Source organism: Paenibacillus sp. BR1-192, from assembly GCF_029542445.1.
GTDB lineage: Bacteria > Bacillota > Bacilli > Paenibacillales > Paenibacillaceae > Paenibacillus_AQ > Paenibacillus_AQ lautus_A.
The window spans coordinates 3788711-3812587 of sequence record NZ_CP120718.1; the positions used below are offsets into that span (position 1 = coordinate 3788711).

The 23877-nt window shown below is 46.9% G+C and carries 19 protein-coding genes and 2 pseudogenes; 7 read left to right on the plus strand and 14 right to left on the minus strand.

Annotated features, from left to right (window positions below; genetic code table 11):
* Positions 1–17: 17 nt before the first annotated feature.
* From P0X86_RS16795 to P0X86_RS16810, 4 genes are all read right to left on the minus strand, one after another.
* Positions 18–881: a carbohydrate ABC transporter permease gene (locus P0X86_RS16795; RefSeq protein WP_277749048.1), complete on the minus strand. Its 864-nt coding sequence runs from the start codon at positions 879–881 to the stop codon at positions 18–20.
* Between the two features lie 14 nt (positions 882–895).
* On the minus strand, positions 896–1849 hold the full coding sequence (locus tag P0X86_RS16800; protein ID WP_277745935.1) for a carbohydrate ABC transporter permease: 954 nt from the start codon (positions 1847–1849) through the stop codon (positions 896–898).
* Between the two features lie 20 nt (positions 1850–1869).
* Positions 1870–4761: an extracellular solute-binding protein gene (locus tag P0X86_RS16805; RefSeq protein ID WP_277745936.1), complete on the minus strand. Its 2892-nt coding sequence runs from the start codon at positions 4759–4761 to the stop codon at positions 1870–1872.
* A gap of 96 nt (positions 4762–4857) precedes the next feature.
* Entirely contained in the window at positions 4858–6249 is a 1392-nt protein-coding gene (locus P0X86_RS16810; RefSeq protein WP_096773860.1) for an ABC transporter substrate-binding protein, read from the minus strand.
* 300 nt (positions 6250–6549) lie between these two features.
* Here P0X86_RS16810 and P0X86_RS16815 point away from each other — a divergent pair, with 300 nt between their 5' ends.
* Positions 6550–7239 carry a helix-turn-helix domain-containing protein gene (locus tag P0X86_RS16815; protein WP_277745937.1) on the plus strand — a complete coding sequence of 230 codons (690 nt, stop codon included), beginning with the start codon at positions 6550–6552 and terminating at the stop codon, positions 7237–7239.
* 52 nt (positions 7240–7291) lie between these two features.
* Here the strand turns inward: P0X86_RS16815 and P0X86_RS33320 are convergent.
* From P0X86_RS33320 to P0X86_RS16825, 3 genes and pseudogenes are all read right to left on the minus strand, one after another.
* Positions 7292–7456, minus strand: a pseudogene (locus P0X86_RS33320) (Type 1 glutamine amidotransferase-like domain-containing protein); the annotation flags it as partial.
* A gap of 213 nt (positions 7457–7669) precedes the next feature.
* A complete protein-coding gene (locus P0X86_RS16820) occupies positions 7670–8848 on the minus strand; it encodes an IS110 family RNA-guided transposase (RefSeq protein ID WP_277745938.1) in 1179 nt (392 codons plus the stop codon).
* 296 nt (positions 8849–9144) lie between these two features.
* A complete protein-coding gene (locus P0X86_RS16825; RefSeq protein ID WP_277745939.1) occupies positions 9145–9642 on the minus strand; it encodes an SRPBCC family protein in 498 nt (165 codons plus the stop codon).
* Between the two features lie 388 nt (positions 9643–10030).
* Here P0X86_RS16825 and P0X86_RS16830 point away from each other — a divergent pair, with 388 nt between their 5' ends.
* From P0X86_RS16830 to P0X86_RS16840, 3 genes are all read left to right on the plus strand, one after another.
* On the plus strand, positions 10031–10615 hold the full coding sequence (locus P0X86_RS16830; protein WP_277745940.1) for a TetR/AcrR family transcriptional regulator: 585 nt from the start codon (positions 10031–10033) through the stop codon (positions 10613–10615).
* A gap of 319 nt (positions 10616–10934) precedes the next feature.
* Entirely contained in the window at positions 10935–11447 is a 513-nt protein-coding gene (locus P0X86_RS16835) for a hypothetical protein (RefSeq protein ID WP_213578752.1), read from the plus strand.
* Between the two features lie 72 nt (positions 11448–11519).
* A complete protein-coding gene (locus tag P0X86_RS16840; RefSeq protein ID WP_096773865.1) occupies positions 11520–12161 on the plus strand; it encodes a peroxiredoxin-like family protein in 642 nt (213 codons plus the stop codon).
* A 248-nt stretch (positions 12162–12409) separates the two neighbouring features.
* Here P0X86_RS16840 and P0X86_RS16845 read toward each other — a convergent pair whose 3' ends face one another.
* Positions 12410–12934 carry a phosphotransferase-like protein gene (locus tag P0X86_RS16845; protein ID WP_213578753.1) on the minus strand — a complete coding sequence of 175 codons (525 nt, stop codon included), beginning with the start codon at positions 12932–12934 and terminating at the stop codon, positions 12410–12412.
* Between the two features lie 254 nt (positions 12935–13188).
* On the opposite strand from P0X86_RS16845, the gene P0X86_RS16850 reads away from it, so the two are divergent.
* Positions 13189–13647, plus strand: a complete 459-nt coding sequence (locus P0X86_RS16850; protein ID WP_096773867.1) for a DinB family protein — start codon at positions 13189–13191, stop codon at positions 13645–13647.
* Positions 13648–13872: 225 nt separating this feature from the next.
* Positions 13873–14082: a hypothetical protein gene (locus P0X86_RS16855; RefSeq protein ID WP_277745941.1), complete on the plus strand. Its 210-nt coding sequence runs from the start codon at positions 13873–13875 to the stop codon at positions 14080–14082.
* A 220-nt stretch (positions 14083–14302) separates the two neighbouring features.
* Here the strand turns inward: P0X86_RS16855 and P0X86_RS16860 are convergent, their stop codons facing one another.
* The 3 genes from P0X86_RS16860 to P0X86_RS16870 all read right to left on the minus strand — a co-directional run bounded on the left by P0X86_RS16860 (position 14303) and on the right by P0X86_RS16870 (position 17289).
* Positions 14303–15172, minus strand: a complete 870-nt coding sequence (locus P0X86_RS16860; protein WP_192571764.1) for a hypothetical protein — start codon at positions 15170–15172, stop codon at positions 14303–14305.
* A 209-nt stretch (positions 15173–15381) separates the two neighbouring features.
* Positions 15382–16311: a poly(ethylene terephthalate) hydrolase family protein gene (locus P0X86_RS16865; protein WP_192571763.1), complete on the minus strand. Its 930-nt coding sequence runs from the start codon at positions 16309–16311 to the stop codon at positions 15382–15384.
* A 75-nt stretch (positions 16312–16386) separates the two neighbouring features.
* Entirely contained in the window at positions 16387–17289 is a 903-nt protein-coding gene (locus P0X86_RS16870; protein ID WP_277745942.1) for an AraC family transcriptional regulator, read from the minus strand.
* 153 nt (positions 17290–17442) lie between these two features.
* On the opposite strand from P0X86_RS16870, the pseudogene P0X86_RS16875 reads away from it, so the two are divergent.
* A pseudogene (locus P0X86_RS16875) lies at positions 17443–18353 on the plus strand (DMT family transporter).
* A gap of 231 nt (positions 18354–18584) precedes the next feature.
* On the opposite strand, the gene P0X86_RS16885 reads toward P0X86_RS16875, so the two are convergent.
* The 3 genes from P0X86_RS16885 to P0X86_RS16895 form a co-directional block, all read right to left on the minus strand.
* A complete protein-coding gene (locus P0X86_RS16885) occupies positions 18585–19370 on the minus strand; it encodes a stalk domain-containing protein (RefSeq protein ID WP_145036654.1) in 786 nt (261 codons plus the stop codon).
* Between the two features lie 114 nt (positions 19371–19484).
* On the minus strand, positions 19485–20903 hold the full coding sequence (locus tag P0X86_RS16890; protein WP_277745945.1) for a leucine-rich repeat protein: 1419 nt from the start codon (positions 20901–20903) through the stop codon (positions 19485–19487).
* Between the two features lie 412 nt (positions 20904–21315).
* Complete coding sequence (locus P0X86_RS16895) at positions 21316–23802, minus strand: DUF4855 domain-containing protein (protein ID WP_277745946.1); 2487 nt, start codon at positions 23800–23802, stop codon at positions 21316–21318.
* Positions 23803–23877: the final 75 nt, after the last annotated feature.

Consider the following 23877-nt stretch of genomic DNA (forward strand, 5'->3'; position numbering starts at 1 on the left):
CTGGTCATGCCTCCTTTCTAATCCTTCATCCCTGAAGTGGCCATCGTCTGCATGACGCTGCTCTGGGAGATGATAAAGAGCGTGATGGGAACGATCATCAGGAGCAAAGCAACGGCCGCGCCGACGCCGGCTCTTGCGATTCCGCCTTCCGTGATCTGTCCCAGCGCGAAGTGTAACGTCTTCAGATGCTCGCTGTATATAAAGCTGCCGCCATCGCTGCCCCAAAGCGCCGGAAATTGCAAAATCATAAGCGTCAGCCAGGCAGGCTTCACGTTCGGCATCACAATGGACCAGTAAATCCGATACTCGCTGGCCCCGTCAATTTTGGCCGCCTCGAGCAGCGCGTCGGGAATTTGCTCCATAAACTGCTTCATCAGGAACAGCCCGAGCGGAAAAGCCAAGGAAGGCACGATAATGGAGGCATGCGTATTGATCCACCCCAGCCAAGACATGACCATATAGTTCGGGATCGCCGTTACATGGGGCGAAAACATCAGGGCGAGCACCACGATGGAGAACAGTGCTTTCGAGCCGGGAAACCGGTATTTGGACAGCGGATAGGCTGCTGCGGACGCCAGCAGGATATGTCCGGCCGTTCCAATGATGGTGATCAATAGCGTGTTTGCGAAATAGCGCGATAAGGGTACCCAGGAATTCCCCATTAACACCATCAAGTCCAGGAAATTATCCATCGTCGGATTGTTTACGAAAAACCGCGGAGGGAAAATGAACAATTCGTCCAGCGGCTTGAATGCGTTGTTTACCGCGTAAATCAAGGGCAATGCCATGAAGGCTCCGAACAAGGCGAGCAGCGCAAACAGCAAAATGCTAACGGGCAAAGAACGGTTCAGCGTTCTCGGCAGCCGGAAATATCGAATCATTTTCGCAGCCAACGTTACTCACCTATCTTTCTCAACATTTTTTGCGTCAACTTGTTGGTCCCTACCATCAGCAGGAACAGGAACGTCGCAATGGCCGATGCGTAGCCGAGTTCAAAGCGGATCGTGCCGAAATCCATCAGATGGGTTACGATCGTGTGCGCCGCATAGTTAACGCTCGGAAACCCGGCGAGCGCGATGGAAATATCCGCGACCGCGAATGCGGTTGTAATCTGCATGACGGCCCCGAACATCAGCTGCGGCCTCATGGACGGCAGCGTAATATACCAGAGCTCCTGCCAACGATTTTTTATGCCGTCCATTGCCCCGGCTTCGATCAGTGACTTGTCGATCGTTTGCAGACCGGCGATAAAAGCCAGAAAGCTGGTGCCCAGGCTGAGCCAAAGCTGTACGATAATCACGATCCATAGAATATAGTTTTCATTCAGAAGCCATTGAATCGGTTCCAAGATAAAGCCGGCTTTCATAAGAAATCCGTTTAAATACCCGTAGCTGTCACCGGAAAAGATGATGAGCCAAATGAAATAAACGTTTCCCGATATGGAAGGCGCATAAAAGACCAGTGTCATGAACGCTCGCACTTTGGGCGACAGTTCATTGATGATCCATGCGAATACAAAGCAGGCGATATAACTGATCGGACCGGTTACGACTGCAAACATCAAGGTGTTTTTCAAGGCGATCATAAAGATATCGTCATTCAGAAATAGTCTCGAATAGTTTTGCCAACCGACGAACCTCGGAAATTCCAGCATGTTAAAGTAAAAGAAGCTTAGGGCAAAGGAAAAGACCACTGGAATAACCGTAAACAGAAAGAAAATAATCATATACGGACTCATCAGCAAATAGTAATGCTTGCTGCGTTTTAACTCATTTATGAAGGAGACCCAACGGCTGTTCCTCTGCACATTCGATTTGGGGCTCTTCACGGTTTGAATTCCTGGTTGCATCGACTACCGCACCTCCCCTGTTAATATGGCAAATTGAACTCCTTCCGCTTGATCTCGATTTCATCGTTAATGTACAGAATATAATCGGATAAGGCTTCTCGCGGATTTTCGCTGGCATTCACCACTTTTCTAAACGCATTGTCCAAATGCCTGCCCGTGAAATATCCTCCTGGCACTTGCGGAATGCCTCGTACCCATTGCCATTGGTTCTCCAAATTCCGGTAATCCTTCATCGGCCAAGGCAGCTCCTCCAGCGCTTCGATGTTGGCCGTCGGATAGCGGGCCGCCTCACCCATCAAGCCTTCCATCTCTCGTCCATACGCAATTTGCGTCTCCTTACCGGTCCACCACTTCAGAAATTCCCAGGCGGCCTCTTTGCTCTTCGAATTCTGAAGCAGCATGACGGCGGACGTATGGCTGGCAACCTCGTGGTTCACGGTTCCGTCCCCGCGTTCAGTGCCCGGCACGATCGTAAAATCCCACAGTCCCTTAATCTCTGGGGCCATGACCGTCAGCATGTTGTACGTCGTGTAATCCGCAATCCCGATCGGCATCTCTCCGGTCCGGAAACGGTTCGGGAAATCCGCTTGAAGCGGGAACTTGTAGCTGGTATAGAACTGCGTCCACTTCTTGAAGGCTTCCATGGAGATGTCGGAGTCGAGCGCGCTCTTCGTATCGTTATCGCGGTAGAACTGCCCGCCGTTCTGGTAGAGCAGCATCGCGAACGTCGCATTCGGGACCAGGCTTGCATTGGTGGCTTCCAGCGGCAAATAAAATTCCATGTTGTGCTTCTGAAGCACGGATATCATGTCATAGATTTCTTGCCAGGTCGCCGGCGGCTTTAAACCAAGTTCCTCCAGAATATCTTTGCGATAGAACAGCATCGGGAAGGTTTGCTGCTCAGGCAAGGCGTACACCCCGCCGTTATATTTGTAAGGCTCCAGCCCGCTATCGCGGAACCGGGTGGCTACCTGCTCGAAATCATTGAATTTCGTCAAATCGGCCGCAGCGCCCCTCATCGCGTAGTTGACCGGCACATCCTCGCCGATTTGCATGGCGACATCCGGACCCTCTCCGGCAAGCGTGGCTGGCAGAAGGATATTTCCCGGAACAAGCCGGAGATGCACCGGAATGCCCGATTCAGGCGTAAACGTGTCGTCGATCAAAGCTTTCAGCACTTGGGCCTGATCGCGTCCGGTCGTTACCCAAACGGTAATGGCGTCTTCTTCATCGCCGGCGTTGCCGATCGTGTCATAGTCTTCCGTGTATGAAGCCACGTAAGCGCCTAGCTCATGGCCCGTTACCTCGAGAAACGACGCGTCCGGTTTGGGCAGCTTGCGATCCGGCGAGTGAATGATAAGGTAATCGAGCGAGATGGGCTGCTCTTTAATCTGCAGCATCCAGGTTCCCAGACCGCCTACGTTCACTTTATACGTATCCAAGCGCTTCGCGACGGTTTCGGGATTATCGGCAAGCTCGTTCAGCTGGTGCACCATCGAATGCAGGACGGCTACCTTGTCGCTTCGCTCGCCCGTAGCCTCTTCCAGGTAATCGGCCACGCTCTGAATGATTTCGGCCTGCTCGGCGAACACCTCCACCATATCCGGAATCCGCTTCTCCAATTGATAATCGCGGAACGGATCCGGCGTATTGGAGGTGATCATCAATATTTTTCGGTACATTTCATTCAGTTCCAGAACGCTGGATTCCATCGTCTGCAAGAGCGGTGCGATCTCGCCAAGAGACACCATCATTCGGACCCGGTGCGTGCCTTTGGTGAAATGGAATAGATAAGGCTCTTCCTCGCCCAGCACATTCATCTGCCAATCGCGGTCGTAATGAAAGCGGATTCGTTTCATTTCCTGAAAAGGAAACTCCCCGTCAATCATAAGGCTGCGGGTGGCGAAGACGCCGCGGAGCTGGTCCTGCTTTTGCTTTAAGGCGATTTGGTATAATCCGTCTTCTTCCACTTCGAACTCCCATTCGATCCATTGTCCCGGCAGCTTCCAGTTGACGCCTCCGATGGTGTTGACTCTGATTTTGGAAACGTCGTAAGGCACCACGGTCGGGCTGGATCTGTCGGATGTTGGATACAAGGTCGGCGACGATTTCCGCTTGGCGTCCTCCGCTTGGATCAGAATGTATTGATCCCGGCTCGGCTCCAAGCCCTCGGACTCATATTCATTCGCCAGCTCCTCGTACGTTCTCAAGGCATGATCCTGGTAGAGCTCGATATAATCAATGGCCATCGGCTCCCGCAAGGACGTTAGCGTAAGCTTCTGCTTGCCCTTGTCAAAATAAAAGGAATACGGCTCATCATAATAGCCATACCGATCGGAGAGCGGCGCAAGCCGCCACGAAGGCTTTTCGACCTGCCTTGGCCGCAGATCGTTTCCCCGGTTATCCTGCCTGATTTCTTCGTCCCGATTTCCCCATACCCTGTCGAATAGCACGATATCCGCACCTTTGAAAGGCACCTCGTCATTGATAGAGAACTGTCTTTCGATCGCCGAACTCTTCCCTTCAATAGGATAGTATCGGATCCGTATATGGTATAAGCCCGGTTGCTCCACGTTCACGTCCCATGTGATGGAACCTACCTCTGGCGTGATCACGGATTTGCCTTCGGAACCGTGTAATTTCTCCGCGATCTCGAATCCCTTCCCAGCGGTTGATACAAAAGACTCGCCTTCGATGCGGATAATGCGGTCCGGACGATTTGCCGATGCATGGGCGTCTAAATACTGGCTGTACCCGTCCTGCCCTTCCGTTTCCATGATCGCTTCAAAGTCGGCGGTCGCTTGAACGGTGCCTTGGTTTGTCGATTTCGAAGGGTAGAAGGCCCATAGAGACAAAAAAAATAGGACGATGACAAGTATGGCGCTGCCGAAACGCTTGTTCCTGGTGTTCAATTTCTCTCCCTCCCACACGGTTAATCCATCCAATGACCGCCCCTGCCGCAGCAATGAGCTCCGCAGGGACGATCGGTCTTCGGCTAATATTCAAGGTCAAGGACCATATACTTCGTCGATGGCCGCTTGAAACGTTGACTTATACTTCTCAACAACGGTGGAAACGGATATCCCTTCATTCAGCTCCCCGACGAAATCGTAGTACTTCAAATTCGGGAATGTATTGTGGTCAAGAATAATCATATTTGGCGCCACCATCTTGGCGTTATTCAAGTCATCTTCATTCGAGAATATCGTTTCGTACGAGCCTTGGTCCGGATAATCGTATACGGAATCAATGTCATTGATTTTCTCCCAGATATACAGCAACTGTTCCGGATTTTCGACTGCTTTCGGAATGGTAAGCGCCTGGAAGAGTGCTTCGGCAGAGTGGTATTCCGTTGCGTTCGGCCCTTTTGGAAAAGGTACGAAACCGATGTCGTAATCCGGCATATCCGTCTGCAAGCCGCTCATCTCATAGAGGGCACCGGCGTACATTAATGTATTGCCTTGACGAAAAAATTGCCCTGGCTCCGTCCAGTCGCCGCCCTCGGTCGGTCTTGCTATTTTCTCGGTAGCAATACGAGAAATGAATTGAAGTGCATCCAATGTTGCAGGATCATCGAGATTTTGCTTATCTTCTTTGGTCAGCCCCGTATTGTTGGAATACAAGGCATGGTCCATGAGCGAGGAGTTTGCTAGCCCCCAAGTGTCCAGCTTGCCATCGTTGTTCGTATCTTTGTTGGCTTCCTTAGCCACTTGGATGAATGTTTCCCAGTTCCAGTTATCTTCGTTCACGTACTCTTGAAGCGGCTTTAAGCCAAGCTGGTTCATAAGTGTACGATTGTAAAAGAAGCCTTGAACCAGATTTGCCTGGTTTTCGGTAAACCCATACCCCCTGCCTTTATACGTGTAGTATTCCTTCGTAACCTTTTGATTAAAGGCGATGGGGTTTTGGGTGTATTCGTCGATCGGCCAAAGCAGATCCTGTTTAACCAAGGTAGGCACCGTATAGGTTTTGCCAAGTCGAACGATATCGCCGATCGGCTCACCGGCTATCAGGGAAGCGGTAACTTTCTCTTGGTACTCGCCATAATCGATCGCCACGTACTCCACTTTAAAATTATGCTTTTGCATCAGGTCTTCAAGGTTCTTCTTGCGCTCGATATTGTCCGGAGTATCCTCCGGAATCGTCATATCCCACCAAGAGACGATTTTGATGGTCTTGCCGCCTAAATCAAAATCCATATCCGGCGTTCTGTAGACTTCTTCCTCGCCGCTGTTTTCGGTCTCGTCCGTTCCCTTCGACGTCTCGTTTTCAGTGCCGCTATTCGTCTCCGATTCCACGGTTTCTTGGTTGCCGCTGCTTGGGTTGCCTGAGCCTCCGCTGCAGGCTGCAAGCAGCAGCGCCAATCCTAATAACAGAACCATTAATTTGCGAACACGCATCTTTAATCCCCCTCAACGATTGATGTTTGGTCCATATTCATCCAAAGTTTAGCGCTTACATTTCCATGCAACAACCTGGGGAAATCGGGATGTTCAACCTGTGAAACGCTAGATAGCCAGCTTGTTCTGCGGCATGTTCACCGATCTTTATAACCCAGATATCAAAGAAGTAAAGAACGGCTAGCTATGCAAAGAAAAGCACATTGTGAAGAACGGGATCAGGGCAACATAATGTAAGCGTAAACATTTTGAATGATATTCCGTTTAAGGAAATGTACGGGGGGAGTCATCATATCTAAGATGCTGTACATCAATCTGAGTTGCTGTTCCGGAAGCGACATGCTTCGCCTGCAGGATTGGGGCAAATGCGGGATGAACATGGACATATGCGAACATGATTGCGACGTATCGCTGCATCTGATTGAGGAGAATGGATATTCGCTGGCCGTCATCAACATGAACGGCAAACCTAAAGAAGGGTTGGAACTGTGCGGTCGGATCCGGAGGATAAGCCGATTGCCCATCATCGTCATCGAGGATGCCATGAAATTTGCCGTCATTCGAAAAGCGCTGCAGCTTCAGGTCAGTGATTACTTACCGAGCACGTTGCCGGCTGAGGAACTGGTGAAGAGCGTAGCTGCTATAATGGCGAACCATCACCGCACTGAGGATGACGTGATCCACAGAGTAAAGGAATATGTAGGAAAAATGCTTCACGAAAATATTACCCTGAAAGACTTATCGAGCAAATTCCATTTCAACCGCTCCTATCTTGGTCAAAAGTTCAAGAACCATGAAAATATGAGTTTTAACGAATATTTGCTCATCCAGCGCATGGAAAGAGCGAAAATATTGCTGGAGCAAACGGATCTCAAGGTTTACGAAATTGCGTATGAGGTGGGCTATACGGAAATCGACTGGTTCTATAAGCGATTTAAATCCTATACCGGCGTAAGCGCGAACGAATATCGGAAGATGGTCGCCTCCTAACGCCAAAAGCCCTAGGTTATCCAATGACTGTCCCCCTTTGCCCGTCCGTTTTGATGAACTGCCAGGCTTTGACACCGGAACCCACCCAGGGGTGACCGTACATCGAGATGGGGATGCACTGTGCGTTGGAGTTGGCAACGGCTTGCCCAGCATGTCAACTAGCGCGTCGTGCATGTTTTATGTTATTACCACCTGCAGATGAGAGCAATAATTTCATAACTTTATGCGTCTGTCGTTTATTATTTGACTTAAGGGGGCTACATAAACTACAGAAAAGCTACATTTCGGTTCGTATTGTACCGCTAAAACAAAAAAACCAGCTAATACTTGTCAAGCATTATAACTTGGTTAAATAATAGAATACTGATATACTTTTCTAAACAGCACAAATAACCTTCAGTGGCGTGAAGGTTATGGGAAAATATGGTTTTTAGGCTTTGTAGGGTTCGCTTTTACTTAGGATGGCATAAATGTGATGGAGAAGCTTGTTGGCGCAAGCGATCACGACCACCTTGTAGGGCTTGCCCTCTTTTCTTTTTTTGTCGTAGTAATCACTGATCCTGCGGTTTGCACGTCTGCGAATCCCGCACTGTACGGCAAGATAGAGTGCTCGCCGTAGTCTTTTTGAGCCTCGTTTCGTGATCCGGTTGCTTGTAGCCGTGAATTTTCCTGAGCTGTAAATCCCCGGATCTAATCCTGCGTAGGCTACAAGTTGCTTCGCATCCTTGAACTGGCTTGCATCGCCCAGCTCTGCCACGATGGCTGCCGCAAGTTTGTTCCCTACACCCGGGATACTTTTGACCAATTCCACTTCAGGCAACTCCCCAGCCAGTTCTTCCATCTGCTTTTCCAAATGATTTAACTGTTTATCGAATTCCAACAGCAGGGAGACCATGCTAGTCAACGCTATGCTCTGGGATCGACTCCTCTCTTGTGTTTTCCAGCCCAACACGAGTTCTTTCAACCGTTTTGTTTTCTCCGTAATCCATCCTTTGGAGTGGGATTTACCTACACATTCAAGGATCAGATCCCCCACATCTTCGACCTTGTTCTCCAAACATCGCTCTAGCACTTTTAATGATGTGGTCGCATACAGATTATGAAATAATCCGATGAAGTCCGGAAACACCTGCTCAAGCAAAGCTCTGCTGTTTAACTTGGCCTGTACGTACATCGCGGTTACAAACTCATGTTGCCTCGTTAAGTGTTGAAGCTCGGTGTAGGTTTCCTCCCACTCTCGATGCGCTTTAACGTCCCCTCGGTAGTACATCTCAGCCAAATGCCATGCATCTGCTGCATCTGTTTTCACCTTGCGAAGTTGCGTACCTTTCGATCGTTTCGCTTGCAGAGGGTTAACGATGTAATGAGTCCATCCACTACGTTTAAGATACCCTACCAGACTTCGATGGTAATGTCCGGTCGCCTCAAGGACAACAACGGGCTCGACGCCACTTTTATGTTTGAGTGTTCCTAACAGTTCCCCTAGCCGTTCAAAACCTTCCGGCCCATGATGAAGCTTCTCCATCCTCCCGAAGGGTTTTTCGCGACCGATAAAGGCCTGGATAACGCTAACCCCTTTGGCCACGTCTATTCCTACTACTGGCTGCATAATAACCTCCTTGATTCGATACCGGCATTCCCACATGGTCTCCAACCCCATAGCTTCGCTTGTGATGCGAGGTCTAAAGCCTCTACCAGCTCAAACATAGTCGTTGGACGGTAGTGAGAGAACCGTTTTTTTGACGGGATCTGCGTCCCTAAGCCACCTTCGTTCTCCCGGCTACCACCATCGTATAATGCCTACAAAAATAGGCCAACCAGAAATCTGGTTGACCTAATAATACGAAAGCCGCTAAATTAGCGACTCTCAATGGATTATGCTCTTGTGCCCGACAAGTTATTGAACTATGATATCACTTTTTCTGCTAATAGCTTTATTTTGTCTAAAGTCTCTTCCCAGTTTTTATCCGAGTGTTCATACATCGTTGGTGTTGAAAAGTTGCGGTGCGTTAAAACAAGTGTTGTACTGTCGTGATTATCAAATAATCGGAACGCAATAATTGAGTAATTTTCTGGAGTGTCTGGAGTTCCCGAAAACCAACTCCAATAATCATAAGAGAAAGTGTCCGGTTCCATGAATTTCAATATATGTCCCTTATCGGTAAGATTTTTTCCGTCCCATGAGAATGAAAATGTGATCGGACTATCTTCTCTCCAATCCGTTTCAATATGTACTCCTAACCAATCTCTAATGGAATCAGGATCAGTTAATACCTTCCAAACAACTTTCTTACTTGCATTAATATCTCTGGTTTTTTCAATAATCAAATCCATTGAACTTGTTCCTCCAATTCCGTTTTTACGAACATTCGTTCTGTATTGATTGTATTCATTAATCTGCAAAATGTCAATTTATACCTCCTCTCTACTTGTATCTTTGCTCGTTAGGTTCAGCAGAAAAGCTCCACGTCGAAGCAGCCGACAGATGTTAGCCGGCTGCTTCTTGTGCTCATATAGATTCGTCTGGCAGTGCCTAGCTGCGGTGATCAGCCAGGCACAGGCAGCTAACGAACGAGCGTGTAGCGAAGCACCACGACGCCGGAGCTGAAGGGTTGGGTCTCGATCAGCTTCAGATTCAGTCGATCACGAACTCCCCGATAATTGGGGGCCACGTCCACTACCGTTAGCTTAAAAAGGCAACTGATCGCTCTGACCAGCTACACCTCCTTTAGTTTTTATAAGACTTCCGAACTCACTTGACACTCTACCTACTAGTTGGTAGACTGATGACATGAAAAATTTAACTACTACTTCTGATGACATTCTGACTTGTGCTCGTTCTTTGATCATCGCCGGCGGCTACAACGGTTTTAGTTATGCTGACATCGCTGAAGTGGTTGGGATTCGTAAGGCGAGCATCCATCACCATTTTCCAAGCAAGGTCGATCTGGTTCGAACACTGGTTGCGCGGTATCGGGAAGAAGCTGAAGCGGGGATGGAGAATATTGAATTCCATGTATCCGATGCTCTCGAACAGCTTCGGTTTTACGTTGGCTATTGGGAAGCCTGCATCGCGGACGCTAGCGCTCCGATTTGTGTCTGCGCGTTGTTGGCAAGTCAACTCCCTGTCCTGCCCGAGGAGGTTGCCATGGAGGTCAGGGAGCATTTCCGCTATCTGTCAACGTGGTTGACATCCGTGCTGGATCGCGGATCGCGGCTTGGGCAACTTCAACTTAGAAGTACCCCGCAGGCCGAGGCCGAAGCATTCATGGCTACGATTCACGGAGCTATGCTTTCGGCGCGGGCCTATGGCGATCCGAATATGTTCAGCTTCGTGACAGGCCCGCTCTTGGAGCGACTCGCAATTCCATTGTGATTGGTCCAGTGTCGAAAATTACAGACATGATCGAGATGACAAGAGATTAACTTAACCCCTTAGCTAAAGTCATCTAGAGAGGAGGCTACGTACTGTTGAGGATATGCTCGCTATTGTCGAACGAATCGCGTCATATCCGCTAAGTGCCGATATATGGGTCATCTAGTTGTCGGCAGTCTACGAAGAAGGCATGTTCGTTCGCAGTCCGACAGTTGGTGGCGCGAAGGACATGATGTCAGCCGCTAGTATTGGCTCGCGTAAATCTATCGACATAACAAAACAAATCACCCTTGTCTTTAAGGACTGAAAGGAGTCAGTTATGTTTGGAATTTCATCACTCGGCTGGGTGCATACGCTCAGCAGCTTGCCCGCCATTCCGCTGGCTACATATATGTTTGCTCGCTACGGACGAATTGTCCCTAGGTCAAGGCCTGGTGTCGTCTACTTCATTTCGATGATAATCGGCGCCCTCACGGTATTCCCCATCGCTCATCAGTCGGTCAGCTATGTCATTAGCACGGCAACGATCCTGCTGCTGCTCGGCGGATACGGCGTCGGGCGTATTTCAGGCTTTGGGCGTTCCGGCAAGTACCTTGAGACCATTTTCCTTAGCCTGACGGCGTTTCTGCTGATGTTGCCGACTGTTACTGAAATCCTGACCCGTGTTCCAGACGGCAACCCTTTAGTCTCCGATCTGAGTTCGCCAGTCCTACTTGGCGCTCAAGCCACTCTCCTCGTCATTTTTATCGTTGGTTTGACAGCACAAATCATCCATTTACGCAGGCAAAACAGACTGGATACTTTCGACTCGTCAACCGAGATGTCTGCCTAAAGATGTGGGAAGGAAGATAATGAGTCAAGGATTAAACCGAGAGGATAATTAACTAAAAAGAAGGAGCAAAACATGTCATTAACTCAAGCATTAGCCACAGTCAAACAGGAATTTATAGCGCATACCCCTTTGGAGATCCAAGCGGAGATGTTCCGACAGATCCAGGAGCAACAGGAGTCCGGTATAGCTTACGGCCGACAGGAGGGGCAGAAGGCCAAGGATTTCACACTCAAAAATGCTTTGGGAGAAACGGTTAACCTCTATGATGAACTGTCCAAAGGACCTGTTGTCCTTACTTTCTACCGGGGCGGATGGTGCCCGTTCTGCAACACTCAGCTTAAGAGCTATCAGGAGCTACTTCCGGATATTGAAGCCCTCGGGGGTCAGCTCATCGCAGTCAGCCCACAAAGTCCGGACAACACGCTTTCCCAGCAAGAGAAAGAAGAGCTGTCCTTCCAAGTGCTTAGCGACACAAACGGTCTCGTGGCAGCCTTCTATAATATTCTTTACGACGTTCCGGACTACATCCAGAACATTATGAAACAAGTAGGCATGGACCTAACGGAATACAATGCGATGAACCGCTGGGTCCTGCCGATTCCTTCCACCTTCATGATCGATGAATCTGGTATTATCCGTTCCGCCTATGTCAATCCGGATTTTATGCAGCGATTGGATCCGGAAGACATTCTGCATGAGTTGAGAAAGCTTTAAGTTTTTGTTCTTTGTCAGAAAAACACCTTTAGCTCGCAACATCAAGAACACGAATACAAGGCGCTTTGAGGTTTGCAATTATATTGAAATTGTATACTAACTAAAAACGGTACCAAAGATGCAATGTTTTTGTCTCTCTTCACCTATCTACAGAATATTCAGCACGTCAGTTGAAAAAAAACAGCCGATCACATTGGTCGGCTGCCTTTTTGTTGTTATTGAGCTGTTTCCCGTGAGGCGTAACATGATTAATCTTTTGACCTACCATGCAAACATTTTAGAATCGAACCCGCACACTCTTCAGATGAATTTATGTATGTGTTGACAGTACAGTCGTACTGTATATCTTTTGCCATCATTCTGTTTTGCCAGTCTGATTGATCTTCAGCTCTATCTCCACGTTCAATATTTCTTTGGCGGCAAATTTCCAAAGGACAAAACACTTCAACCATATAAAAGGGGTACCCGGCAAATATGTCCTTAACTTTTTCATAATGCGGCTTTAACTCAGGTCTTTCTACCAAGATGCCATCGATAAGCACATTTTTACCATGGTTAGAAAATAGTTTGGCGGTATGATACATCATAATAATGGCATCACTTAAATATTTCCAATAATCTTCTCGAAGATAGTGGTCGCCAATTGTATTTTCAAAAAGATCGTTAGCAACAACATAATAAAACTCATCCGATTTTAATTGAATAGCGTCTACAATAGATGTTTTTCCTGAACTGGTTACTCCGTTCAAAAACACGATCTTCCCTTTACTCATCTCTAATTCCCCAATTCGTTCAATTTAATTACAGTTTAACAGTTTCAATGTATAAACAGGATTGAGAAAACAATTATAATTGAACTATGAGTAATGAAAATGAAGCAGCTGCCAACAGGCAAACTGCTCCATCTGTTTTCTTTCAACTATCGTAACTTTGAGATTCCGTTGTTCCCGTCCATATATTAAGCTATAATGAACCTCTATGATGATAGTTCAATTTTTACTTATTCTATCTTCTTACCGGAGGAGTCATGAAACTAGTTGCTTTTTTTCCTTATCGAAATGATGTAAGGAAGATCCTGATCCCTTATTTAAACCAATTGACGGAAGAACAGTGGTATGCAAAGCATCCCGATCATCCCAACACTATCGCCTGGATCGTTGAGCACATCGCGCGCAGCGAAGACGAGTGGATTAACGTGATTAGTTCTAAGGGAAAATGTCTACTTCCGCAGTCTTTGGAGCACTCGCAGCAAATTTTACAGGCCTATATCGACATTCGGAACCAAACGGAGCTGAAGCTCAATTCCATGGTTTACGATGAATATGCACCAGCCATACAGCTCCCTCGTTTTTCAGACGGTTGGGAACCGCCTTCGGCGCCGACTCTGCGATGGATTTTCCATCATGTTTTCGAGCATGAGTCGTACCATGTCGGTCAAATCGGCGTCATCGCACGTCTGAATGGATTCCCCGGTCCCCTATTCTGAACCTAAAAATCATTTTGTCTTATAATGGTAAAGCCTGTTGCTACCCAACGTCGGACTAATCCACAGGAAAACGATGCTGAAAATGACTTTCCGACTCTCCTTCTTTAACAGTTCACTTTAGCTTATCCAGACCTTCAAGTTCCGGAAGACCCGCTTCTCAACGTTTCTAGAATAAGATGATTTATATTCAGTGGTTGTTAAAGTTAAGGAAGGTGAAAAATAGCCATGCGTAAAAAAGGCAGGAACGTAACAGGTATTGTATTGGCCGTAATTTACTGTGTTGTTCTTTTTGAGATTTTAATTGATGCACCCCCTAGTGAAGCTCCAAATAATCCGCCATGGGCACACGCAATGATTCCACTTGGAGCTGTTGCAATCACCTTTCTCTTTGATTATGTGATCAAGTTCGATTTCTTCAAAAAAAAGAAAGAGTGAATGGGATGCGATAAATGACAAAATTAAATATGGATAACACATTTTGCGGAGTTCTCCTTTGATTGTTGAACTACCCGGATCGATGATGCTTGCTATGCCGAAACACCCACTATGGTTTTTTAGCCCATGTTCTTGTGCCGCGGCAATCCTTGACATATACCGTTAAAGGACAAGGCCCCTTTCCCGCACTTGCCCCTTTTCGCCTATCACCTATCCAATGTTACCAAGACGAGAGCTCTGTTCTTTTCCACTTGTTTTCGGTAACGCAAACATATACATAATCGTCGTCCCATGCTATCTGACCCTGACTACAGGCATCTGTGGATGAAGCTGGCGTAAATTTCTCCCGGATTCGAAGCATATCCCCGTTTACATCTAACTTGGTATCGGGGTCATTCGTACCTAAACCGACATTACCGCTGCTGCGTTTTATGGTTAGCGGGGAATCAACGACGTTGCCGTCATCGTCGTAACGAACGAACTGCATATCGGCTCCGGAATTATCCCCCGGTTCTTCGGAACTATCTGCCCGAAGGGCCCATCTCGTTATCGTCTCATTTTCCTTGCCGGCTACACTGAACTGGATATCCCGGTTAGTCCCTTTTTCCCCTGCGACTCGCAATATGCCGTTCATTACATTGAAGTTGGAAGAATGCGTACGAATCTCGCTAACGTCAGTATCGTAAGGAATTTCAAACCGGGTAAACAGTTGGTTCGGATATTCCCCCGTTGGCGACATCGTCGTCTCGAATGAGATATGCTTATGGTCGTGCTGATCAGGATTGTTAGCCTTGTCATGCGATATGATCGCCGTTTTGTTCATTCCCTTCTCGTCGAGCCACACGATTGCAGGTTTAGCCCTTTCCGCCGTCCATTGAAGCCGAATCAGATCAGACTGATGCCCTTCTTCCTCAACCCACCTCTGATCAGTAGACATATGCAGTCGGTCATTATGTGGTACGCGAATATTGTTATCGGATTGTTTGAGTTCGCTTAGGGTTATCTCCGATTCTTGTTTCTGAACGGTACAGCCAATGCCCAACAAGCAGATGCCGCCTACTATCATCATAATCGTCCTAATGTACTTCAAAGCGTTTCCCTCCGTTGTCGTAAATTCGAACTTGTTACGTAATAAGACTGATCGTATTATATTCAACAGAGGTCGTATACCCATTTCATCAAACTTCCCGGAAAAATGATTCTTTTCGTCTATACAAGCAAAAGAGCACTCCGCCAGAGAGAAAGTCCTATAAATTACACGAACATAATCCCACGAGGGGATATAACCGAACATGATTGTTATGGATTCACGAATGTATGATCATCCATATTAGCTTGTTCAACGTCCACCCAATTCGTATTTAGCATCATCTCGGAAGAATCCCCATGAAATGCCTTCATGGCTTCCTGATCATCAAACAGCCGATATCTCATCCAAGCCGTCAAGTACCCCCTATGATTGCCCCCATTGCCTTCAATCGCTGTATGAGCAGCACCTTTCGCCATCCCCATCATAACTGGCGTGCTTGCATGAGTATTATGTAAGGCTAATTGATTCGTTGATACCGGTGAGATTATGAAATCTCGTGTACCTCCCATAATGAGAAAAGGAACGGTAATACGTGCTGTATCGTACACATCTTCCGGATCACAATGCTTCAAATCCGGGAGAGCGATGGAAACAACCGTCTTAATCAACGATCCACTTTTATAGTTGGTATGTGCATTAATGACACCTGTAGCCCCTTGAGAATGCCCAGCTGCACCAATATGTTCCATTTGTATTTTTTGATAAAACAAGCTGTTTGCTTGTTCGTTTTCATTTTTCAAATAATCAATAGCCTCCACAATTTCTTTGCCTGTTCCTGTTGTCTTGCTGTACGAATCTATTACTATGAATCCCCAGCTAGCCAGATGAGTCAAGAGCTCATCATAACGATCTGGCGTGGCATCCGTTCCATTCCCCCATGAAATAATAGGATAGGATTCGTCTTCTTGAAATGCCGGGTAGTATATTCTAAATAAAGCCTCCCCGCTCATTCTCTTAACTTCTTCTACCTTTACATGATAGCTTCCTTTCTGCGCATACCGCTGCTCAATGCTACCATCCGCAAGTTCTGGTATATTTGAATGAATGATAATTTGCATGAAAATTGTTATTGGAACTGCAACGATCAGGACTAAAGCGGACAACCATAAAATCCACTTGCGTTTTTTCAGAACCGACATATACGCGACCTCACGATAGACTACCGATTTCTCTATCGTCTTCTCAGTTAAAGTATGAAACTGAATGGATATACGTTAAACTTTGGAATGTTTCATTTCAGCTCTATGCTTTCTAAAATCTTTGGGTGTTCTTTCGTGGTACTTTTTAAAAGACTGAATAAAATGATTGACATGATTGAAGCCTACCCTGTGGGCGATCTCGGTTATGGTGTCGTCCGTTGATATTAATAATTCGCTGCTTTTCTTTATCCGGTACTTGATCAGATACTCGTAGGGGGTCATATGAACCGTTTTTTTAAAACATCGGGTGCACTCCGAGATGCTCAGATGCGCAACATCGGCAATTTCTTGCAGCGTTACAGGAAACGAGTAGTTTTGATGTATGAAGCTAAGCATGAATTGCAGTCTCTCCTGTTGCCGCTTCACGTGTTTTGGTGCTTCCACGGGAGAGACCGACATATTGGAGATCAAGATGTACCATAGCTGTACGGTTTGAATCGAAATCTCATATTCCCATCCCCAGCTTTTTTTAATATTAAACTTCTTTCTCATTTCCCAGAGCAGGTCCAATACCTGCTTCTCCCACTCCGCGTCTCCTGTGATCACGAGCGAAACGAAAGAAGAATGGGTAAAAGGGAGCACATAATTTTTTTCCATGGCACTGTCCGCGTGGAAGGCGAGCAGTTTCTCAGGAAAATTGAAACTCACATATTGACCGTCATGCGTTAGCTGCGTCGCCACATGAAGAACTCCCTTGTTGATCAGAATCGCCTGGCCGGTTTCCAGCTCATGATCCATCCCATTTACTTGAATACTCAGTTTTCCTTTCGTCACCAACGTGATCTGCAGATCTTCGTGCCAATGCAGATCGTTGAATCCTCTGCCTTCGGGAATGCTTTTATGAAGCGTATGCGTGTACATGATATAAGGAAACGAATCGTCGGGGTACAAAATAGTTTCATGCAGCGGCTTTGCCATTCCAACTAGCTCCTTTCTATGACGATATATCTATATTATTGAAGGATATAATTACACTATACAATAATATACGATGATATTATTATATCATGAATTTGGCTTATCACTAGCCTGTGCACAGACGATCGGATAGGCCCTCTTGGAGGGTAATCATTGAAAAGATATAAATTAACGTTACAGCTTCATCCGTATATCCTGCTTTTTATCGCCATTCTGTCGGTATCCGTATCTTCGATCATGATCAAATCATCGGACACGCCAACCGCTGTAGCCGGTATGTACAGACTTTATCTATCGGCACTCATCATGCTTCCGTTTGTCCCCTGGAAAACGCTCCGCTCCTCGAAACTGGACTCGAAGGATTGGAGAACCGTTTTTTTGGCCGGCCTGCTTCTGGGATTGCATTTCCTGTTTTGGATGGAGTCGTTGGTATATACCTCCGTGGCGAGTTCCATGGTTATCCTGGCGCTACAGCCCTTGTTTGTGATGATCGGTTCGTACTATATGTTTAGGGAACGAGCGAGTGTGTTGACCGTTCTCTGCTTGGTTGCCGCCTTGTTTGGCTCGCTTATTATCGCTTGGGGAGATATTGGAGTTTCAAGAGAGGCATTGATCGGGGATGGTTTGTCACTGATAGGAACCATACTGGTGTCGGCTTATATGCTGGTCGGACAGAAAGTGAGCCACAAAATCAATGCGAATCTATATAGTGCTGTCGTCTTCTTTACTGGGGGAGTGTCCTGCTCGTCTACAGTTTGTGGAATCACCATTCTTTGACCCATTACAACGCTTCGGATTGGACATACTTCCTTCTGCTTGCGATCATTCCCACGATCTTTGGCCAATATGTTTTCAACGTGCTGCTCAAGTCCATTGGTGCAACAACGGTTTCCGTAGGCATTATCGGCGAACCCGTTTTGGCCATTATGCTGGCTTATCTGTTGTTGGGAGAAACGATCTCCGCATTTCAATTTGTAGGTGGAATGATTACGCTGCTGGGCATGCTGACATATTTTTGGCTGCAAACCTTAAGATATTCAGCTCACAAAAATCTTTCGCATTGATCAGTGATGCAGTATTAGTCCATCGGTAGAATGTAACTAGCCAGCATCCTCCATATGGAATAGGATACATTGCATCCCTTACGATTGCATGAGGTATAACATTATTAAGCTGCTCATTAGCTTAAACACAAACAGCCGATCCACGTGGATCGGCTGTTTTTAAACCCTTCTTTAAAAATATCATGCAGCGACATCATAATTCTTCTGGCGCTTATCCTGCTCTCGACCGTATTATGGCGCAATAATTTGTCTACCCACGTTCACATCATCTACCTTCCATTGGTTATCAACCAATTTATAGAATACAAAACGATCAACAAGCTCAAGATTGACAGGTCCGCTTTCAAAGTAAGCCGATTGGTGCATTCTCGCCGCTGTGGTACTACTATAAGTAATATCGGCCTTTTTTGTTAGTATAGCGTTATTTTTAATGCCATTACTGTGAATAATCTTGTTAATAAATGAGTCCGTGAAATAAGGTCTGAAATGTGTTCGGATTTGGGAATAGCTTGAGAGATCGGTGGCTTCATTTATCTTTTCATTCAGTACGTTTATTCTTTCTTGACTCATTCTCCAAGGCTTCTGCGGCTCTGTATGGATAAAGACCTGTTGCAGACCGATCGTAATGGTTGTTTTTCGCTCTTGTTTGGACCACAGCGCCGTTCCGCCAAAAGCTTCAGCAAAAACACGTGCGGGCACATAAGTCGTTCCATGATCGATTTTTGCTGGCACATCAAGGCTGAAAGCAGCGTTATTTAATAAAGCTGTGCGAGAGTTCACACGCAGCAATAGCTCTCGTTTGCCGCGAATAATCGTAATGCTTTTTTTTGCCTGGTTCCAAGTTACTTCTGAATTGAATTTCTCTGAAACAGCGCGTAATGGAATCAGCATTCGTCCATTTTCGATTATTCCATTGTCAACCGTGTTCGATAAATTATCGGCGAAGCTTATCGCAGGATTACCGATTAGTAAGGTACACACTAAAGAAAATGTTAGTGCGAGTATTGTTTTTTTCATAGTTGACTCCTCCCACGGTTCGATTATATCCTTGACCCTAACTCAATCCTTGTTATTTTAAAACAAACCCCTCCAGCAATTTACGCCGGAGGGCTCAGGCAGTACGTAATGAAGCTATTTTTGCTCAAATATGATTACCGTTTTGGGATTCGCCACGTATTCAACGGGAGATCCTAACAGCTCGGACACGAAGCGTACGGGGATAAACGAACTATTCTTCTTCAACAGTAACGGCGCATCAAATGAAACGGTTTTTCCATTCACGTTTGCTTTCTTTTCATTCACTTTCCAACGGATCGTCGTGTTGTCTTTGCTGATCGTTACCTCTTGTTTGCTTTGGTTCCACCCTACCTTCGAACCCAATCGCTCGGATACAAATCGAATCGGGACATAAGTGCGGCTCGATGCAATAAACGAGGCTTCGCTTAACTTAAATGAACTCTCTCCTATGTAAGCAGTTCTGCTCCCGATCACTAATCGCTGGGCTTTCAGTTGGCGGGATCCATCCCCACCGAGCTTATTGAGTAGTTGATACGTTTTGGTCGCACTTCTTAAATCCAAATAGTTACCGCTTAAATCCAACGCGTATCTAATTGCTCCCGTGTCAAAATGAGGAGGATCGAACGTATGATTTCGAATGGGATCCAAATTCCACACACGGTTATCCGCTAGATGTAAATAATGAAGTTCGCTTAAGGATTTCAAAGGCTCAAGATTGTAAACCAAATTAGAGTTTAGATTCAAGGAAGACAGGTTAGACATTTTTTTCAGTGGATCTAGTTTCTTGATCTGATTGTTTTCCGCGGAAAGAGCCCTCATTAGCGTCATCCCTTCAAGCGCACGGAGATCCGAAATTCGATTGCTTCCGATGTTTAGGCTCATTAAACTTTTGGATAGAGGCTTAAGCGGACTCAGGTCCGAGAATCGATTGCTCGCTATTTCCAGATTCTTTAGCTTGGTTAATTTGCTTAAAGGTTGAATTTTTGCTATCTGGTTCCCATTCAATTGTAACCATGTTAATTCTGTGGCCATTGATAATGCCGTAATGTCCGAGATTTGATTATCGTTCGCTTCAAATGTATGCAGACGCCCCAGCTGCTTGATCACATCAATCGACGAAATTTGGTTCTGGCTTACGATCAACATCTCCAAATCCGTCATGGCGGATAAATCCTGAATTGAAGCGATCTGATTGTCAGCAATATCAAGTTCGCGAATCTTAGTCAATGACTTGAGTGGCGTAATATCGTCAATTTCATTATCGGACAAGTCAACATATTTCAAATTCGATGCATATTGCAAGCCTTGAATGCTTTTAATTCCTCGTCTTGAAAGATCAACCAAGGTTAATGATTGCATATCTTTCTGTGTAACAGCCGCATTTTCATCCTTTTTTAAAATCTGCTTTATTGCTTGCTCCAACTGTTCGTCCTGAAAACTTACATCTAGGGAAGCCTGCTCCATAGATGCCTGGCCCGGTAAGCTGATCATCATTACCAAAACGAATACGAGCCCTGATAAAACCTTATTCATTTCCTTTCTATCCCCTCTTCTACTGGTGTCTTATGGTAATGACGCTTATAACCGATAAAAGTTGCAGTACATTTTTTTCCATTGTGCCATCAAGACGAGTACAAAAAAAGGCCAACCAGTAGACTCTGGCTAACCTTTCCATAAATCCTCCAGCCTTACACGATACTTTACTTAGTGCTCATACGCTCGAGCATATTTCTCATGGTAGTCGAACATCTCGTCCAACTCGGCTTCCTCGAGTCCTTCACTTCCCATGGGGGCGCCAGGACCGATTCAAAAGCAAAAGCCATGGGTCACAGCGTGAAAAATAATGCTGCGCTCATGGCTTTTTATTAGGAATCATAAGATACCATGCATCATGGCGCGACAGAATATGTCATGGAATTCTCTGCCGTTACCGGATGCCCGGTATTTACGGCGTCGGCGGCAAAACGACGGCTCCATTCGCCTTGCCGTCCATGCCAAGAACTTCGATTTCATCAAGGAAGACCCAGACGTTGACCGGGAATTCGATCTTGACGTAGCGGGCGAACACTTTATCGGCTCCCGCTTTCCCCGGCACGCCGTCTGCTGAGCCGCTCCATCTCACGAATTCGGCAGAGGCAGCATCATGAGCCGATGGCGGAGAAACGGTTGCCAGCGAGCTCCAGGTTTGGCCGTTCGTTGAAACGGAAAAAGCGACGTTCTGAGGGAAATAGATCCCAGGTCCTTGATCCTGAAGAAAATGGGCTCTGATTGATCCGATCGATTTGTTGCGGCCCAAATCCAATGTGATGGTGCGGCTTCGTTCTTCAGGGTAGGCGCTTCCCGCATGACCCTGCCACTGCTCGTTGCTGAAATCCGTTCCGCCGAATAGGCCGTTCGTCAGTTCATTCCCGGAATCGGGATAGTTGCTGTTAGGCGGTCGCGAAATGGCATAGCTTAGACCTTGAGCCAGATTGCTGAGGCCCCAGTCGTCAGACCAAGTTTCCATGAGAACTTGGGCATAGGTATCAAGCACCGTTGCTGCCGGTGCCGAAATCAACCCGTGTGCTTGCACGGCCGGGTCATGAATGTGTACGAGGAAATCCTGCATATACGTTACGGCATCCTTCGGCTTGTTTTGCTCCAGAAGCAGCTTGATGATCTGCAAACGATACAACAACTCATTGCCAAAAGCCGAATTGATTTCGTTCGACGCGACATAACTGCGTACAAGCTCCTCCATTGTCTCCGGTGTCGGGCTGCTGTCAATCGTGTACGTTCCGTTCAAGAACTGGTACAGCCAGTCATACATCAAACGCAAGCTTGGGTCTTTGCTTACCCCTAAGTTGTAAACGGCATTATTGCCTTGGTAATAAGCTCTAAAACCATTTTGCATCAAGCCGGTTTCAACGCCGCTGTTCAAGTATTCGACATAGCGGTTGCGGAATACGTCGTCCGTCAGCATCCGATCATCGAACTCCAGCTCGTTCGACATCCCATATTGCTTGGCCAGGTTCGAGGCATCTTCCAAACGGTCGGAATCCGTTCCGCCGAAGAAATAGTTAGGCTGAAGCGCCACGGCATCAAACCCTACCTCTTTCCACATAAAGCTTTTGTATGCCAAAGAGTGCGGAATCCAGAAAAATTTCAAGTTCATGTCATGAACTTTGCCGCTTACAGCTTTAAGTAAATCGGGGCCTGTATCGCTTGTGCTGATTTGTTCTTCCAGCCAGTACATGCCGACAAGCTCCAGATGGGAATAGTTCGCCTCCTGCCATCTTTGGCGAACCTGATCCAGCCACCACTGCATCGCTTTTATCCGGTTTTCGAGCGCTTTCTCTTTGCCGACAACCGAGTCGTTAAAGCTTTCGGATACCCCGTCACCGTCAACGTCGCCAAAGTCGTTTACGTATTTCCCCGGGTTCGGAATCATGAGCACAACCTTCATTTTATGATCAGGCTGGTCCAGCTTGGCTCCGACTTCCACTGTTGCCTCATTCAACTGCTGCATATCCCCCGCGGGTGCGAAGGTTTTATCCAAATACCAGTTCCAGTCCTCCAGGATCGTTTGTCCGACACCGAAGTCACGGCCGGCAGGCGAAGCCAGTCCGAGATATAATATCCCGTCAAAAAGCCAGTCGACAGGCTCGCCATCTTGATTTACATAACTGATGTTCGGGATGATCCGTTCTTTGTTCCAATCACCCAAACCGTTTGCATATTGTCCGTTATACAGCAGATTCAGGTTCCGGATACCGGCTGTAGCTTCTCCCGGCTCCAAAAAACGAGGCTGTTCGGCAGGAACCTTTACCGCCCCCTGAGCCTTGCCATCCGTACCTATAATTTCGATTTCGTCAATGTATTCCCATTGCGAAGGATGCATCGTAAAGGTTACTTTAACATAACGCGCATAAGCCAGCTTGCCGTCCGTATTCCCGCCTTTGATTCCATCCCGGCTGCCGTCCCATTCAAAGTTCTCCTGCCTTGGCGGTCCTTCCCCCCAGAGCAGCTGAGTGGCGTTATGTGACAGCAGGCCCCAATGTTCTTTATCATCGGAGACATACATCGATACGGTCAAAGGTACGAGGATCGAGTTGGTAGGATAATCTTGGAAGAAGTGAGCGGTAATCTTTCCGATTGACTTTTCCTCACCGAGATCAAAGACGACTTCCCGCGTTTTTCCACGCAGATGCCCTACCCATGCCGGGTCATTCATATCCAACGTGCCGTATTTTCCATCCGTAAGTTTGTAACCGTTGTCAGGATGCGACGCTTCTGGCTCCTCGGACCATTCATATGGGAGGCCGGCCGCAAGATTGCGGAATTGCGTCTCCTCCACTGCCGGAACAGGCGATTTTGCCTGCACCGCAGAAATCGAGGAAATCAGCAATACTACTGTCAGCAGGACGGATCCCCATTTCTTGTTCAACGTCATTAGGTCAGCTCCTTTTTAATCTCAAGTGTAGAAATGCCTGAATTCTTTACCCGCTTAGTGATGAATACCTAAATG

Bases quoted from the DNA above. Each gene is read 5' to 3' on its own strand.
- P0X86_RS16795 (WP_277749048.1), bottom strand. From the start codon at position 881: ATGATTCGATATTTCCGGCTGCCGAGAACGCTGAACCGTTCTTTGCCC.
- P0X86_RS16800 (WP_277745935.1), bottom strand. From the start codon at position 1,849: ATGCAACCAGGAATTCAAACCGTGAAGAGCCCCAAATCGAATGTGCAG.
- P0X86_RS16810 (WP_096773860.1), bottom strand. From the start codon at position 6,249: ATGCGTGTTCGCAAATTAATGGTTCTGTTATTAGGATTGGCGCTGCTG.
- P0X86_RS16815 (WP_277745937.1), top strand. From the start codon at position 6,550: ATGCTGTACATCAATCTGAGTTGCTGTTCCGGAAGCGACATGCTTCGC.
- P0X86_RS16820 (WP_277745938.1), bottom strand. From the start codon at position 8,848: ATGCAGCCAGTAGTAGGAATAGACGTGGCCAAAGGGGTTAGCGTTATC.
- P0X86_RS16830 (WP_277745940.1), top strand. From the start codon at position 10,031: ATGAAAAATTTAACTACTACTTCTGATGACATTCTGACTTGTGCTCGT.
- P0X86_RS16835 (WP_213578752.1), top strand. From the start codon at position 10,935: ATGTTTGGAATTTCATCACTCGGCTGGGTGCATACGCTCAGCAGCTTG.
- P0X86_RS16840 (WP_096773865.1), top strand. From the start codon at position 11,520: ATGTCATTAACTCAAGCATTAGCCACAGTCAAACAGGAATTTATAGCG.
- P0X86_RS16845 (WP_213578753.1), bottom strand. From the start codon at position 12,934: ATGAGTAAAGGGAAGATCGTGTTTTTGAACGGAGTAACCAGTTCAGGA.
- P0X86_RS16850 (WP_096773867.1), top strand. From the start codon at position 13,189: ATGAAACTAGTTGCTTTTTTTCCTTATCGAAATGATGTAAGGAAGATC.
- P0X86_RS16855 (WP_277745941.1), top strand. From the start codon at position 13,873: ATGCGTAAAAAAGGCAGGAACGTAACAGGTATTGTATTGGCCGTAATT.
- P0X86_RS16865 (WP_192571763.1), bottom strand. From the start codon at position 16,311: ATGTCGGTTCTGAAAAAACGCAAGTGGATTTTATGGTTGTCCGCTTTA.
- P0X86_RS16870 (WP_277745942.1), bottom strand. From the start codon at position 17,289: ATGGCAAAGCCGCTGCATGAAACTATTTTGTACCCCGACGATTCGTTT.
- P0X86_RS16885 (WP_145036654.1), bottom strand. From the start codon at position 19,370: ATGAAAAAAACAATACTCGCACTAACATTTTCTTTAGTGTGTACCTTA.
- P0X86_RS16890 (WP_277745945.1), bottom strand. From the start codon at position 20,903: ATGAATAAGGTTTTATCAGGGCTCGTATTCGTTTTGGTAATGATGATC.
- P0X86_RS16895 (WP_277745946.1), bottom strand. From the start codon at position 23,802: ATGACGTTGAACAAGAAATGGGGATCCGTCCTGCTGACAGTAGTATTG.